Source organism: Arthrobacter sp. FW306-06-A (assembly GCF_021870055.1).
In the GTDB taxonomy this organism is placed as follows: domain Bacteria; phylum Actinomycetota; class Actinomycetes; order Actinomycetales; family Micrococcaceae; genus Arthrobacter.
Map to the genome: position 1 here is coordinate 2257388 of NZ_CP084552.1, position 13778 is coordinate 2271165.

Sequence of the window (13778 nt, forward strand, 5' to 3'; positions counted from 1 at the left end):
CGTCTCGATGGGCCTGCTGCTCTACGGCATGACCCAGGTGCCGCCGGACCTGCTGCTGCCCGGGCTACAGCTATGTATGCATAGCGCTGAGACAGGCCAATAGAAGGCGGCCAAGAGTTTGGCCGCCACGACCCGGCCCGGCGGGCGACGGCAGGTGCCCCCGCTGCAGCCGGCATGTATAGAGGCCGACGGTGAGACCGGCTACCGCAGCGCCCGCATGCCGAGAGGCCGACGACGAGAAGCGCCCTTAGATGCTGGCCGCTTGACGGTCGGCGGAGACCCTCGTGAGGAAGTCCTCGACTACCGCCGCGAACTCGTCAGGCCGTTCGATCTGCGGCATGTGCCCGGTCTTGGCGAAGACGTGCGACTCGGCGCGGGGCAGCGCCGCGGCGGCCGCTTCAAGGTGGCTGAACGGCAGGATGTGGTCGTGGTCGCCCCACACCACCAGCGCCGGAACGTCTGACTTGGCGAGCGCGCCGATCAGAGCGGTGCGCCACTCAGCCCGGACACCGGAAATCGTTCCCAGGTCGCGGGCGACGTCGACCAGCGTCCGGCGGTGCGCCTCCCGCTGCGACAGGGCGAGCGCGTGGCCGATGCGGTCGTCCGTGACCAGCGTTTTGTCGTAGAAGAGCGACTGTACCGTCCGGCGTGATGCTTTCTCGTCGGGCCGCAGGAGCAGGGCCGCGAGCGGGCGGACCGCAAGGAGGCGAAGGACCAGTGCCACTTCCTGGCCGAATCCGGCGCTGTTGGCCAGCACGAGCGCGGAGACGCGGTCCGGATGGTCGGCGGCCAGCTTCATGGCCACGGCACCGCCGAGCGAGTTGCCCATCACGGGCAGCGGCCCGGTAACCCCGACGGCGTCCAGGAAGGCCGGCAGGATCCCGGCCAGCTTTGCGAGCGTGGTCGTGCCGGGGAGCCGTTCGGAGTACGCGAAGCCTGGCAGGTCGACGCTGTAGACCGTGTGGCGGTCCGAGAGCCGATCGTGCTGTTCGTTCCAGTCCTCGAGGCTCTGGCCGATGCCGTGCAGCAGCAGGACCGGATCCCCACTGCCGGTCTTCCGGTAGCGCAGCCGTGTCCCCGCGACGGTGACATGGCCCGTCCCCGGCAGCGCGAGGGGATCCCGGGCCGGGGCCGCGGGTTGCCGGGCGGTTTTCCGCACCGGCTGCCCCCGCCGGCCGAACCGGACGTGGTCGGTCAGCCGGCCGGACCGGAGCAGGGCGAAGTCGCGGAAGTAGTTCTGGTGCAGCCGCCACGGCGAGCCTGCGCCCTGCCGGGGCAACTGGTCGGCGCCGCGGAAAATGTAGCCGGCCTTCAGGTCGATCAGCGAGGACAGCGAGCCGTTGGCGACGTCGGCGGGTGCCGCGGGTACCAGCCACTGAAGGTTCCGGCGGTCCAGATGCTTGATCAGCCTGCAGATGTACCCGGCGACCAGGTCCGCCTTCAGGGTCCAGGACGCGTTGGTGTAGCCGATGGTGAGGGCGAAATTCGGGACCCCCTCCAGCATCATGCCCTTGTAGGTTAGAGTCCTGCCAACGTCCACAGGCTCGCCGTCGACGGAGAGCTTCATGCCGCCGATCACCAGCAGGTTCAGTCCCGTGGCCGTGACAATGACGTCGGCGGGCAGCGATGTGCCGGAGGCCAGGTCAATCCCGTCCGGGGTGATCCGGGAGATCGTGTCGGTCACGATCTCGGCAGTGCCGGCACTGATGGCCCGGTACAGGTCCCCGTTGGGGATCGCGCAGACCCGCTGGTCCCACGGCTGGTACGACGGGGCCAGGTGCGTGTCCACCGGGAAGCCCGCCGGCAGTTTGGCTACTGCCGACTTGCGCAGGATCGCCTTCATCGTCTCGGGCCGCCGTCGGCTGAGCTGGTAGGTGAACATGGAGAAGAGAATGTTCTTGGAGCGTACGACGTCGTATGCCAGTTGCGCGGGCAGCTTGCCCCGGAGGCGGTCGGCCAGGTGGTCCCGCGCGGGCACGGGGGCGATGTAGGTGGGGGAGCGCTGCAGCATCGTTACCTTGGCCGCCGACTTTGCCATGGACGGCACCAGCGTCACGGCCGTGGCGCCGCTGCCGATGACCACCACCTGCTTTCCCTCATAGTCGAGGTCGGCCGGCCAGTGCTGCGGGTGGACGATCGTTCCGGCAAAGGTGTCGGCCCCGTTGATGGCCGGGGTGAAGGCCTCGTCATAGCGGTAGTAGCCGGAACAGACGGACAGGAACGAGCAGGTGAAGGTGAGTGGCTCGGGGGAGGAGTCGGTGTCGCCGGACCGGAACTCGCCCCCGGACGTGTGGACCGCCGTCACGGTCCACAGTGCGGTTTCGCTTGACCATGAGGCGGAAATGACCCTGGTGTTCAGCCGGATCCGCGGCGCCAGGCCCTCGTCGGCGACCGTTGCCTCGATGTACTCGCGGATGGACTCGCCGTCCGCGATCGCGTTGGCGCCGGCCCAGGGCCGGAAGGAGTAGCCGAGCGTGTACATGTCGCTGTCGGACCGGATCCCGGGGTACCGGAACAGGTCCCAGGTACCCCCGACGGCGTTCCTCGACTCCACTACGGTGAAGGTTTTTCCGGGTACCTCGCGCTTCAGCCGGCTGGCGAAACCCACACCGCTCAGCCCGGCGCCGACAATCAACACATCTACGTGCTCGCTCATGCCGCCAAGCTATCGACTTAATGTTGAGATAGTCAACACCGTGTTGAGAACCGGGGCTAGGATGGGCGCATGGCTCAAAGAGGAAGACGCAGCGCGAGGGTTTCGGGCGATGAGCGCCAGGACGCAATCCTGGTCACCGCCGAGGCCCTCCTGGCAAACCGTGCCTTTGACGAGGTCTCCATCGAGGATCTGGCCCGGGGTGCCGGCATTTCGCGCCCCACTTTTTACTTCTACTTCCCCTCGAAAGATGCCGTGCTGCTGGCCCTGCTGGACCGGGTTATCAACGAGGTCGAGCACCGGGTGGGGCACCTGCCGCGCGATTTCGAGAGCGACCCCGCGGGTGCGTGGACCCGTTCCATCGGAATGTTCGTTGAGGTGTTTGTCTCGCACCGCGGTGTGTCGACCGCCGCCATCGGGGCGCGCACCCGAAACGACGAGGTGCGCGGGCTGTGGTCCAGGTCGATGCAGTCCTGGGTCGACTTCTCAAGCGACGTTATCCGTGCCGAGCAGGCCCGCGGGGCCGCGCCGGCGGGCACCGACGCGCACGACCTCGCGGTGAGCCTGAACCTGATGAACGAACGGGTCATTACTGCTGCCCTCAACCGGGAGAGTCCTGCCATCGCGGAGACCGCCGCCCTGGACATCCTGTCAACCATCTGGATCCGCAGTATCTACGGGTCCGACAACCCCGGCGGCCGCTAAGGCCGGCGCCGAAAGGAAACCATAATGCCCTCCATCAAGACGCTCACCGTGCTCGGCACAGGGGTGCTCGGCTCCCAGATCGCCTTCCAGGCCGCATTCCACGGTTTCGCAGTCACCGCCTACGACGTCGATGAGGACGCACTTGCCAAGGCGCGGGACCGTTTCGCCCGCCTCGCCGGCATCTACCGGGCACAGATTGCCGGCGCCTCCGAGGGCAAGACCGAAGCAGCCCTGGCAAACCTCCGCCTCACCGCAGACCTGGGGGACGCCGTCGTCGACGCGGACCTCGTGATCGAAGCCGTTCCCGAACTGCTGGAACTCAAACGCGACGTCTACCGCAAGCTCGCGGAACTGGCGCCGGCCAAGGCCATCTTCGCGACCAACTCATCCACCCTGCTGCCCAGTGACCTGAAAGACTTCACCGGACGCCCGGACCGCTTCCTCGCGCTCCATTACGCCAACAACATCTGGGCGCAGAACATCGCCGAGGTCATGGGCACCGCGGAGACGGACCCGGCGGTGTACGCCGCTGTCGTCGACTTTGCCCGGAACAGCGGACTGGAACCGATCGAGATCAAGAAGGAGAAGGCCGGCTACGTCCTGAACTCGCTGCTGGTTCCGCTGCTGAACGCGGCCGCCGGACTGCTGCTGCAGGGCGTGGCCGACCCGCGCACCATTGACAAGACCTGGCGCATCGCCACGGGCGCCCCGAGCGGACCGTTCCAGATCTACGACGTCGTCGGCCTCACCACGGCGTACAACATCGCCTCGGCCTCGCCGGATGCCGGTTCCCAGGCATTCGCCCAGTACCTGAAGGAGCACTACATCGACCAGGGCAAGCTGGGGGTCGCCTCGGGGGAGGGCTTCTACAAGTACTGAGTCGAGGACCTTTAGTGCTGCTGCAGTTCTTCCCGTTCCAGGTCTTGGACCGACCGCGAGGGCGGGCAGAACTCATTGCCCTCCGGCTGCAGGCAGCAAGTGGTTGTCCGGCAAAGGATGGGCTTATGCCTCCCTCGACGGTCACGTTGTGGCCGCACAAATGGATCACCTTGTCAGGTACTCGGTCCACTGACCAGGACTTCGTGAGTTGGTAGCCTGTGGCACATGCCCATCAAACTTGAGAACGTCGGAATCGCGGTTCGTGACCTGGAAGAGGCCATCGCGTTCTTCACTGACCTCGGGCTTACGGTCCTGGGCCGTGACACCGTCAGCGGGGAGTGGGCCGACACCGCCGTGGGCCTTGACGGCAACCACGCAAAAATCGCAGTGCTCCAGACCCCGGACGGCAGAGGCCAGCTTGAGCTCTTCGAGTACATCCATCCTGCCGCCATCGACACACACCCCACACTGCCGAACGAAATCGGAATGCACCGCGTTGCCTTCTCGGTCGACGACATTGACGCCGCGCTGGAGATCGCCGCGAAGCATGGATGCCACCCGCTGCGGGGCGTCGCAACCTACGGAGACATTTACAAGCTGACTTACGTCCGTGGTCCCAGCGGCATCATTGTGATGTTCGCCCAGGAACTCAAGAAGTCCACCGGAAACTGAGCACCTCGCCCCCGTGCGGGTGAGAGGGCCTACGCCCTGCTGCCATATACTCCGAAGATGCCCATCACGCACGCACCCACCCACGCAAAACCGTCCGGTCCCCAGCCAGGCGGAGGCCACCTGTGAGCGGCGGGCTCGTCGCCCTGCTGGACGACGTCGCCGCCCTGGCCCGCATCGCGGCAGCCTCGGTAGACGATGTGGCAGCCGGTGCCGCCAAGGCTGGTACCAAGGCCGCCGGCGTCGTAATTGACGACGCCGCCGTCACCCCGCAGTACGTGTCCGGGGCGGACCCGTCGCGCGAGCTGCCCATGATCAAGAAGATCTTCTGGGGCTCCATCCGGAACAAACTCCTGATCATTCTCCCGGCGCTCCTGCTGATCAGCGCCTTCATCCCTTGGATCATCCCGTTCATCCTGATGCTGGGCGGCACGTACCTCTGCTATGAGGGCGCGGAGAAGGTCTGGCACAAGCTGCGCGGCGGCCACCATGAGGCCGAGGAAGCGCCGGCTGTGGAACGCGGGCATGACGCGGAGGCCACTGTCGTCAAGGGCGCTATCACCACCGACTTCATCCTGTCCTGCGAAATCATGGTCATCTCCATGAACGAGGTGGCGACGGAATCCATTTGGGTCCGGGCTTTCATTCTGGTCCTGGTGGCGATTGCCATCACAGTGCTTGTGTACGGCGCCGTCGGGCTGATCGTGAAGATGGACGATATTGGAGTCCATCTTGCCGCCAAGGATTCTGCGCGCGCCAAGCGCTTTGGCCACCTCCTGGTAAGGGGCATGCCGGCCGTACTGGCTGCGATTACCTTCGTGGGAACGATCGCGATGCTCTGGGTAGGCGGCCACATTATGGTGCAGGGGGCACACGACCTTGGCTGGCACGCGCCCTATGACTTGATCCACGCACTCGAGCACCCGGTGGCGGGCGTTGCCGTTGTTGGCGGCTTCCTGGCCTGGCTCGTGGACACCCTGTGCTCAGCGGTGATCGGGCTCGCCTGGGGCCTGGTGGTCATGGCTGTCATTGGCCCGCTGCTGAAAGTGCTGCCCTTCGGCAAGGCGAAGGATCACGGGCACGGCGCGGCAGGAGAAACGCCCGACGGCGGTGGTCCCGCGGGCCATTAGTCTTCCGTTCCATCGCGGGCCGGGCCAGCGGGCCGGGAAGCGCGGTGCTTAGAACGCGTACCGGATCCGGCAGTACGGTGCGATCCTGCCAATCAGCGCAGTCAGTTGCTGGACGTAGCCTGCCTTGGCGCGCGCCCGGTACCGGACATTGCTGAAACCATTCGAGGAGACTTTGGCCTCCTGGAGGTCAGGGCGCCACAGGACGTTTTCGGCCTGCGGGTGCCAGCCCAGGTTGACCTCGTGCAGTTGCTCATTGTGGGTCAGGAAAATGACCTCGGCGGCCAGCTGCGCCTTGGCTGCAGGGGTCAGGGCGGCGTCCAACTGGCGCAGCAGCTCCTCCCAGTCGGCCAGCCACGTGTCGGTAATGATCACGGGGGAGAAGTTCACATGTACCTCGTACCCGGCGTCGACGAAATCGTTAATGGCGGCCAGCCGCTCGGCCACCGGGGACGTCCGCACATCGACTGACTTCGCCAGGTCCGCCGGCATCAGCGAGAAGCGGACCCTGGTGTGGCCCCCGTGGTTCCAGCCGAGCATGTGCCGGTTGACGAACTTTGTGGCGAAGGACAGCTTGGCATTGGGCAGTTCCCGGAACAGCGTGACAAGGTCCTCCACGTTGTCGCTGATCAGCGCGTCCACCGAGCAGTCGCTGTTTTCGCCAATGTCATAGACCCAGAGCTCGGGGTCGCACTGGTTAGGCTCCAGCTTGAGTCCCTGGCGCGTGGCGTGCCGTTCCAGCGTCCCGGCGATCTGGTCGATATTGGCGAAAACGGTGACCGGGTTGCTGTAGCCCTTGTGCCGCGGAACGTAGCAGTAGGCGCACGCCATGGCACATCCGTTGGCCGTGGAGGGGGCAATGAAGTCCGCTGACCTGCCGTTCGGCTTCACGGTCAGGGACTTCTTGACCCCGAGGACCAGCGCCTCGGTTTTGATCCGGGACCACCGCGGCACGTTGGTTTCGTCGCCGTGGAGGTCGGGAATGTTCCAATGGCTCTCCACGGGAACGACGTCGGCTCCCGGCCACCGTGCCACGATCTCCCGCCCGCGCGGCAGCTCCAAGGCTGCAGGCTGCGCGTAAATGCGGCGGATTTGCAGCAGCCGGTCGAATTCCATGTCCTCATTGTCCTTGACGGACCGGGCCCGAAACGGCAGTTAAGCCGACGGCATCCTTCCCCTGTATGCAGTATGGATGGACCGCCGCCTGCCGGACGGTAGACTGGGATGTGCCGTTCTCCGGCCACTCTGCCCCAGCGTCCCCTGGCACTCCGTGCGCGGACCGTGGCGTTCCCTGTTGTGAAAGGCCTTACCTGCTGTGATTACTGTCCAGGATCTTGAACTGCGCGCCGGTGCCCGGCTCCTGATGGACCAGGTGAGCTTCCGCATCGACAAGGGAGACAAGATCGGCCTTGTCGGCCGGAACGGTGCCGGCAAGACTACGCTGACCCGCGTCCTCGCAGGCGAAGGCCTTCCCGCCGCCGGTAAGGTCACCCGCAGCGGGGAGATCGGCTACCTGCCCCAGGATCCCCGTACCCCGGACATGGAGCAGTTGGCACGGGACCGCATCCTGTCCGCCCGTGGCCTGGACGTCGTCGTCGGTAAGCTTCGGAAGGCCCACGACGAAATGGCCAGCGAGGACGCCGAAGTGCAGCGGAAGGCCATGGGCCGGTATGACCGGCTGGAATCCGAGTTCCTCGCAGCCGGCGGTTACGCAGCGGAAGCCGAAGCTGCGTCGATCTGTTCCAACCTTGCGCTCCCGGACCGGCTGCTGAACCAGCCGCTCAAGACGCTCTCGGGCGGCCAGCGGCGCCGTGTCGAACTGGCCCGCATCCTCTACTCGGACGCCGAGACGATGCTCCTGGACGAACCCACCAACCACCTTGACGCCGATTCCATCGCCTGGCTGCGTGACTTCCTCAAGAACCACCAGGGCGGCCTGATCGTCATCAGCCACGACACGGACCTGCTGGAAGCCACCGTCAACAAGGTGTTCCTGCTGGACGCCAACCGTGCCCAGATCGACTTTTACAACATGGACTGGAAGCGCTACCTCCTTCAGCGGGAGACCGACGAGCGCGCCCGGAAGCGGGAACGCGCCAACGCTGAGAAGAAGGCGCAGGTCCTCATGGACCAGGCCAACAAGATGCGGGCCAAGGCCACCAAGGCCGTTGCCGCGCAGAACATGGCCAAGCGCGCCGAGCGCCTGCTCAGCGGGCTGGAAGCGGTCCGCGAGCAGGACCGGGTGGCAGCGCTGCGGTTCCCGGACCCCGCACCCTGTGGCAAGACCCCGCTCACCGCGGACGGGCTCAGCAAGTCCTACGGCTCGCTGGAGATCTTCACCGACGTCGACCTGGCCATCGACCGCGGTTCCAAAGTGGTCATCCTGGGCCTCAATGGTGCCGGAAAGACCACTCTGCTGCGGATGCTCGCCGGCGTGGACATTCCCGACACCGGCGAAGTCATCCCCGGCCACGGCTTGAAGGTTGGCTACTACGCCCAGGAACACGAAACCCTGGACCACAACCGGACTGTGCTGGAGAACATGCGCTCCGCCGCGCCCGATATGAAGGACGCCGAGGTGCGCGGCATCCTTGGCTCGTTCCTGTTCTCCGGTGACGACGTGGACAAGCCTGCGGGTGTGCTCTCCGGCGGCGAGAAGACCCGCCTGGCTCTCGCCACCATCGTTGCCTCCAGCGCCAACGTGCTGCTCCTCGACGAGCCCACCAACAACCTCGACCCCGCCAGCCGCGCCGAAATCCTGGGCGCCCTGCGCAATTACACCGGCGCCGTTGTCCTGGTCAGCCACGACGAAGGTGCGGTCGAAGCCCTGAACCCGGAACGCGTAGTCATGCTTCCGGACGGCGTCGAGGACCTCTGGAACGAGGACTACCTGGACCTCATCACTCTGGCTTAGCGCACCTGCAGCTCCAGCGCCGCGGTAAGGCTCCGGAGCTGTTGGTAGGTGATGCTGAACATGGAGTTGTGGTCTCCCGCTCCGGCCCACAGCAGCTCGTGGCGCCGCAGGGACTCGTCCAGCAGGGTGCGGATCCCTTTGGGGTGGCCCACCGGGGCTACGCCACCTACCTCCTGGCCCGTATGTTCCAGCACGAAGGCGGGGGAGGCGCGGCGGATCTTCCCTGCGCCCAGCTGCGTTGATACCAGCGCTGTGTCCACGCGCGCGGCGCCGCTGGCCAGGATCAGCAGCGGCTCCCCGCCGAGTTCGAAGACAAGGCTGTTGGTGATGGCTGCAAGGTCACATTCGAGGGCCTCAGCTGCTGCGGCTGCCGTGGGTACTCCCGACGGAAAGGTGCGCACGGTGTCGGCGAGCCCCGCCGCCACCAGAGCGGAGCGCACCAAGGAGACCGGGCCGCCGTCGTACTCCATGCCTCAGTAGCCCTGCGCGTCCAGGAGAGCGTCTTCTTCTTCCTCGGCGGTCGCCTTCTTGCGCTTTCGGGGTGCAGCCGGCCGACGGCGGGGGGCCACCGCAGCATGCATGGCCCCATCGTCAATCAGCTCCTCGTCCTCGGCGTCGATCGCCGCGTTCCGTGCCTGCTGCCGCGCCGCGTAGCCGAACCCGACGAACATGAGAACGCCGAAAGCGAACCACTGCAGGGAGTAGGACAGGTGCGTCCCCTCATCCGTCGACGGCTTGGGGAAGGCAACGGGCATCGCGGCTGCCGGCGGTGTTTCCGAGGCGAGCTGGCCGTACGCGCCCGTCATCAGCGGGTAGCCCAGCTGCGCGGCGTACGTGGGGAGATCGATGGACGCCAGTTGCCCTTCGGGGGCCCCGCGCTGAAGCTCCGGCTCACCATGCTTCAAGCGCACGACGGCGGTCACCTCACCCTGGGGAGGGGCAGGCACCGAATCGGGGCTGCCCGGATTCTTGTTGCCGATGGGCAACCAGCCCCGGTCGATGACGACTGTCTCACCGGTGGTGAGGCGGAAGGGGACCACTACCTCGTAGCCGGGCTGACCGTTGAGAGGCCGGTTGCGCACGATCCGTTCCCCGGCGGCGTCATAGGTTCCCTTGAGCTCGACCTGGGTCCACTCCTTGGCCGGGTCCAGGTGGTTGAACTGGTCCCGTGCCTGCTCGAAAGGGATGGGAGTTGCCGAGTAATTGCTGACCACCCGGTTGATTTCGGCCAGGGTCTCCGCACGGCGGTCCATCTGCCAGCGGCCCAGGAAAACACATGCGGTGGCAAAGATGGCGGCCAGCAGGAGATAGCCCAGCCACTTGCTGGAAAAAAGGAAACGGTACATTCAGATGTCCTGCTCCAGCGATCCGCCGTCGCCGGCGAGGGGGAGGGTTTCCTTCCAGAGCCCGCGCGTCTGCAGGTAGTCCTCCAGCCATGCCCGGTGGTCGGCGCAGGCCAGCCAGGTCTTTCGCCGCTCGGGTGTGTGGATTTTGGGGTTGTTCCAGAGAAGCTGCCAGGACGCCTGCGCCCTGCACGCCTTCCGCGAGCACAGGGCGGTCTCAGAAACGACGTCGGATCCTGCTGCAAAATCGAAAATGCTCATTTGGCCTGCCCCTGCTCTCCGCGCTCCTGGTCATCGTCCTTCACCAGCTCGCCCTGGAGCACGGCGCTTTCCGGTTTTTCGTCGGTGGCCGGGGGAGGCGGGCTTTCGAGCTCGGCCAACGGGGCCGAGTCCAGCAGCAAGTCGCTGGGCGTCTCCGCCTTGTCGCTGCCGTTGGCGATGACCACCGCAATCCACGGCAGGAAAACTGCTCCCGCCACCGCAATGATCTTGAACCACCCGTCCACCACGAAAATCAGGATCAGGCAGACCATGCGGATCCCCATGGCCAGGGCGTACTTGATCATCCGCTGGCGCATATCTTCCGAATGTGCGGCCGCGGCGTCCGTAATGCTGTGGACCTCGGCGTCGCCGGAGAACCGGCCCGGTTCTTCGGGCGCGGAACGTCCCGCATGGTTTTCAAGGGTCACGGTGGATGATCACGCTCCAAAGGCTTCCCTTAATTCTCGCACCATCGGCAGTGCTGCCCAAACCCGCCGCAGGCCTGCCGCTAAGATCGGAGGCAGCCCAAACCACACCCCGCTAGCGCGGCACAGCCTGCCGCAGAATTTCGGAGCATCCCCATGACTGAAACAGCGTCCGCCCCCCGCAGTGTCCTGGTGACCGGCGGCAACCGCGGCATCGGCCTTGCCATCGCGCAGGCGTTCCTCGCCAACGGTGACAAGGTGGCCGTGACCTACCGCAGCGAAACGCAGCTTCCGGAGGGAATCCTCGGCGTCAAGGCGGACGTTACTGATGAAGCCTCGGTGGATGCTGCCTTCAAGGAAGTGGAAGCGGCGCATGGCCCCGTGGAAGTCCTGGTGGCCAACGCCGGCATCACCAAGGACACCCTGCTCCTGCGCATGAGCGAGGACGACTTCACCTCGGTCATCGACACCAACCTGACCGGGGCCTTCCGGGTCATCAAGCGCGCGTCCAAGGGCATGATCCGTCTGCGGAAGGGCCGCGTTGTCCTCATCTCCTCGGTGTCCGGCCTCTACGGCGCACCCGGCCAGATCAACTACTCCGCGTCCAAGGCCGGCCTGGTGGGCATCGCCCGGTCCCTCACCCGCGAGCTCGGTTCCCGCGGCATCACCGCCAACGTGGTGGCGCCCGGCTTCATCAACACCGACATGACGGCAGAACTCCCCGAAGCCACCCAGAAGGACTACCTGTCCAGCATCCCCGCCGGACGCTTTGCCGAGGCCGCGGAGGTGGCCAACGTGGTCCGCTGGATCGCAAGCGACGAAGCCGCCTACATCTCCGGCGCCGTGATCCCGGTGGACGGCGGCCTGGGCATGGGCCACTGACCCTGCCGGTCTCAGCCGCTGACCCTGCCGCCCCCTGACGCTGCGGGAAACTAGCCGCCGGGTCCTTCTTTGTCGAAGTCGGACAAGGGATATCGGCTTCGGCCGCTGGCATGATGGACTGCAGGCCACAACGATTTAGATGTTTCGAACAAAGGAAGCTCGTATGGGACTGCTGGACAACAAAACGGCGATCGTCACAGGATCATCGCGCGGCATTGGCGCTGACGTAGCCAAGATCCTCGCCTCGGAGGGTGCCGCCGTCGTGGTCAACTACCGCCAGAAGGCGCCCCGCGCCAACAAGGTAGTGCAAGGGATCGAGGCCGCCGGCGGCCGTGCCGTCGCCGTGGGTGCCGACCTCACTACCCAGGAAGGCGTGCAGGCCCTCGCCAGCGCCGCCATGGAAAACTTTGGATCGCTGGACATCCTGGTCCTGAACGCCTCCGGCGGCATGGAAACCGGCATGGGCGAGGACTACGCGCTCAAGCTGAACCGCGACGCGCAGATCAACATGCTCAACGCCGCAGTGCCCCTGATGAAGGAAGGCTCCAGGGTGGTCTTCGTGACCAGCCACCAGGCCCACTTCATCAACACGGTCCCCACGATGCCGGCCTACGAGCCGGTGGCCCGCAGCAAGCGCGCCGGCGAGGACGCCCTGCGTGAACTCATCCCCAACCTCGCGGAGAAGGGCATCTCCCTGGTGGTGGTGTCCGGCGACATGATCGAAGGCACCGTCACCGCCACGCTCCTGGACCGTTCCACGCCAGGCGCCATCGAGGCCCGCCGCGCGGAGGCCGGCAAGCTGTACTCCGTCGAAGAGTTTGCGCAGGTTGTGGCAGGGATGGCAACGGCCGACGTCGAGTCCGGCCACACCGAATACGCCGGCGGAGCGGATTACTTCGGCAAGAGCGCCGAGGCTTCCAGCTAAACTCTGGCCCCTTCGCGAGATGGCAGTTCGCGGCAATGCTCATGTCGAGCACTGCCGCGAACTGCCATCTCGCGGTTAAGCGGGGGAGTCAGACGCCGGCGACGTGGCGGACCGCGTCCAGGTACGGCATGTTCAGTGCTGCATCTGCCACGGCGCGGACGGCAGGCTTGGCGTTGAAAGCCACCCCGATCCCGGCGGCACCCAGCATGTCCAGATCGTTGGCGCCATCACCCACGGCGATGGTGTGTTCAAGCGCAATTCCCTCAGCGGCAGCCCACTCCCGCAGATACTTTTCTTTCGCAGCCCTGTCCACCACGGCGCCCAGTACTTTGCCGGTCAGCGCGCCGTCGACAATCTCCAGTTCGTTGGCCTGCCAGTAGTCCAGGCCCAGGTCGGCGGCGATCGGCTCAAGGATCTGGTTGAATCCGCCGGACACCACGGCCACGGTGTGGCCTGCGGCCTTGAACGCGGCCACCAGCTGGTCGGCGCCTTCGCTGAGCTTCACTTCCTGGCGCACGGAATGGACGACGTCGGCCGGCAGCCCAGCGAGTACGGCCACTCGGGCGTGCAGGCTTTGGGCGAAGTCCAGCTCACCCCGCATCGCAGCCTCCGTTACGGCTGCGACCTCCTCCCGCTTCCCCGCGTAGGCGGCCAGGAGTTCGATGACCTCCTGCTGGATCAGGGTGGAGTCCACATCCATGATCAGCAGCTTGCGGGCCGCAGTGCGAAGGGCCGCGGGCACGATGGCAGTGTCAAAGCCGTCCGTTGCGGATTCCGCCACGCCGCGGCGCAGTGCGGCGAGCCCCGCACCGGTCGCGTCAGGAAGGGCCAGTTCAAGGATCTGGACCCGATAACGGTTGTCTCCTGACCCCGTTTCGGCCAGCACCTCGGCGCCGTGCGAATCAAGGACGGAACGCAGCTGCTCCAGCCCGGCAGGGGTCACATTCAGGCCATAGCTGACCGCAGTCACGTTCGAAGTCATGCCAGCAATCTTA

Annotated in this window: 14 protein-coding genes; 7 read left to right on the forward strand and 7 right to left on the reverse strand. The window is 65.9% G+C overall.

Annotated elements, in window-relative coordinates:
* Window positions 1–247: 247 nt before the first annotated feature.
* Entirely contained in the window at window positions 248–2656 is a 2409-nt protein-coding gene (locus LFT49_RS10360) for an alpha/beta fold hydrolase (RefSeq protein ID WP_237430443.1), read from the reverse strand.
* Window positions 2657–2725: 69 nt separating this feature from the next.
* On the opposite strand from LFT49_RS10360, the gene LFT49_RS10365 reads away from it, so the two are divergent.
* From LFT49_RS10365 to LFT49_RS10380, 4 genes are all read left to right on the forward strand, one after another.
* Entirely contained in the window at window positions 2726–3358 is a 633-nt protein-coding gene (locus LFT49_RS10365; RefSeq protein WP_236802666.1) for a TetR/AcrR family transcriptional regulator, read from the forward strand.
* 24 nt (window positions 3359–3382) lie between these two features.
* The gene (locus LFT49_RS10370; protein WP_237430444.1) at window positions 3383–4237 is read left to right on the forward strand and encodes a 3-hydroxyacyl-CoA dehydrogenase; all 855 of its coding nucleotides are present in this window, start codon (window positions 3383–3385) and stop codon (window positions 4235–4237) included.
* Window positions 4238–4462: 225 nt separating this feature from the next.
* Window positions 4463–4909 carry a VOC family protein gene (locus tag LFT49_RS10375; protein ID WP_236802671.1) on the forward strand — a complete coding sequence of 149 codons (447 nt, stop codon included), beginning with the start codon at window positions 4463–4465 and terminating at the stop codon, window positions 4907–4909.
* Window positions 4910–5031: 122 nt separating this feature from the next.
* Entirely contained in the window at window positions 5032–6036 is a 1005-nt protein-coding gene (locus tag LFT49_RS10380; RefSeq protein WP_236802673.1) for a DUF808 domain-containing protein, read from the forward strand.
* Between the two features lie 48 nt (window positions 6037–6084).
* On the opposite strand, the gene LFT49_RS10385 is transcribed toward LFT49_RS10380, so the two are convergent.
* On the reverse strand, window positions 6085–7149 hold the full coding sequence (locus LFT49_RS10385; protein WP_236802675.1) for a spore photoproduct lyase family protein: 1065 nt from the start codon (window positions 7147–7149) through the stop codon (window positions 6085–6087).
* A 199-nt stretch (window positions 7150–7348) separates the two neighbouring features.
* Between LFT49_RS10385 and abc-f the strand changes: the two genes are divergently transcribed.
* Entirely contained in the window at window positions 7349–8947 is a 1599-nt protein-coding gene (gene abc-f / locus LFT49_RS10390; RefSeq protein WP_236802677.1) for a ribosomal protection-like ABC-F family protein, read from the forward strand.
* Here the strand turns inward: abc-f and LFT49_RS10395 are convergent.
* From LFT49_RS10395 to LFT49_RS10410, 4 genes are read right to left on the reverse strand one after another with little or no spacing between them, the layout of a single operon-like run.
* A complete protein-coding gene (locus tag LFT49_RS10395) occupies window positions 8944–9417 on the reverse strand; it encodes a YbaK/EbsC family protein (protein WP_236802679.1) in 474 nt (157 codons plus the stop codon). The two genes, abc-f and LFT49_RS10395, sit on opposite strands and share 4 nt — an antisense overlap.
* A 3-nt stretch (window positions 9418–9420) precedes the next feature.
* On the reverse strand, window positions 9421–10293 hold the full coding sequence (locus LFT49_RS10400) for an SURF1 family cytochrome oxidase biogenesis protein (protein ID WP_236821961.1): 873 nt from the start codon (window positions 10291–10293) through the stop codon (window positions 9421–9423).
* Entirely contained in the window at window positions 10294–10551 is a 258-nt protein-coding gene (locus LFT49_RS10405) for a hypothetical protein (RefSeq protein WP_236802683.1), read from the reverse strand.
* Window positions 10548–10979 (reverse strand): DUF3099 domain-containing protein, encoded by a 432-nt coding sequence (locus tag LFT49_RS10410; RefSeq protein WP_236802685.1) that lies wholly within the window; start codon window positions 10977–10979, stop codon window positions 10548–10550. Before LFT49_RS10410 ends, LFT49_RS10405 begins: the two co-directional genes overlap by 4 nt.
* 153 nt (window positions 10980–11132) lie before the next feature.
* Between LFT49_RS10410 and LFT49_RS10415 the strand changes: the two genes are divergently transcribed.
* Window positions 11133–11858 (forward strand): beta-ketoacyl-ACP reductase, encoded by a 726-nt coding sequence (locus tag LFT49_RS10415; protein WP_236802687.1) that lies wholly within the window; start codon window positions 11133–11135, stop codon window positions 11856–11858.
* Window positions 11859–12021: 163 nt separating this feature from the next.
* Window positions 12022–12783: an SDR family oxidoreductase gene (locus tag LFT49_RS10420; protein ID WP_237428159.1), complete on the forward strand. Its 762-nt coding sequence runs from the start codon at window positions 12022–12024 to the stop codon at window positions 12781–12783.
* Between the two features lie 88 nt (window positions 12784–12871).
* Here the strand turns inward: LFT49_RS10420 and serB are convergent, their stop codons facing one another.
* A complete protein-coding gene (gene serB / locus LFT49_RS10425; protein WP_237428160.1) occupies window positions 12872–13765 on the reverse strand; it encodes a phosphoserine phosphatase SerB in 894 nt (297 codons plus the stop codon).
* Window positions 13766–13778: the final 13 nt, after the last annotated feature.

Excerpts from the sequence above, each read along its gene's own strand:
- LFT49_RS10360 (WP_237430443.1), bottom strand. The coding sequence starts at position 2,656 with ATGAGCGAGCACGTAGATGTGTTGATTGTCGGCGCCGGGCTGAGCGGT.
- LFT49_RS10365 (WP_236802666.1), top strand. The coding sequence starts at position 2,726 with ATGGCTCAAAGAGGAAGACGCAGCGCGAGGGTTTCGGGCGATGAGCGC.
- LFT49_RS10370 (WP_237430444.1), top strand. The coding sequence starts at position 3,383 with ATGCCCTCCATCAAGACGCTCACCGTGCTCGGCACAGGGGTGCTCGGC.
- LFT49_RS10375 (WP_236802671.1), top strand. The coding sequence starts at position 4,463 with ATGCCCATCAAACTTGAGAACGTCGGAATCGCGGTTCGTGACCTGGAA.
- LFT49_RS10385 (WP_236802675.1), bottom strand. The coding sequence starts at position 7,149 with ATGGAATTCGACCGGCTGCTGCAAATCCGCCGCATTTACGCGCAGCCT.
- LFT49_RS10395 (WP_236802679.1), bottom strand. The coding sequence starts at position 9,417 with ATGGAGTACGACGGCGGCCCGGTCTCCTTGGTGCGCTCCGCTCTGGTG.
- LFT49_RS10400 (WP_236821961.1), bottom strand. The coding sequence starts at position 10,293 with ATGTACCGTTTCCTTTTTTCCAGCAAGTGGCTGGGCTATCTCCTGCTG.
- LFT49_RS10405 (WP_236802683.1), bottom strand. The coding sequence starts at position 10,551 with ATGAGCATTTTCGATTTTGCAGCAGGATCCGACGTCGTTTCTGAGACC.
- LFT49_RS10415 (WP_236802687.1), top strand. The coding sequence starts at position 11,133 with ATGACTGAAACAGCGTCCGCCCCCCGCAGTGTCCTGGTGACCGGCGGC.
- LFT49_RS10420 (WP_237428159.1), top strand. The coding sequence starts at position 12,022 with ATGGGACTGCTGGACAACAAAACGGCGATCGTCACAGGATCATCGCGC.
- serB (WP_237428160.1), bottom strand. The coding sequence starts at position 13,765 with ATGACTTCGAACGTGACTGCGGTCAGCTATGGCCTGAATGTGACCCCT.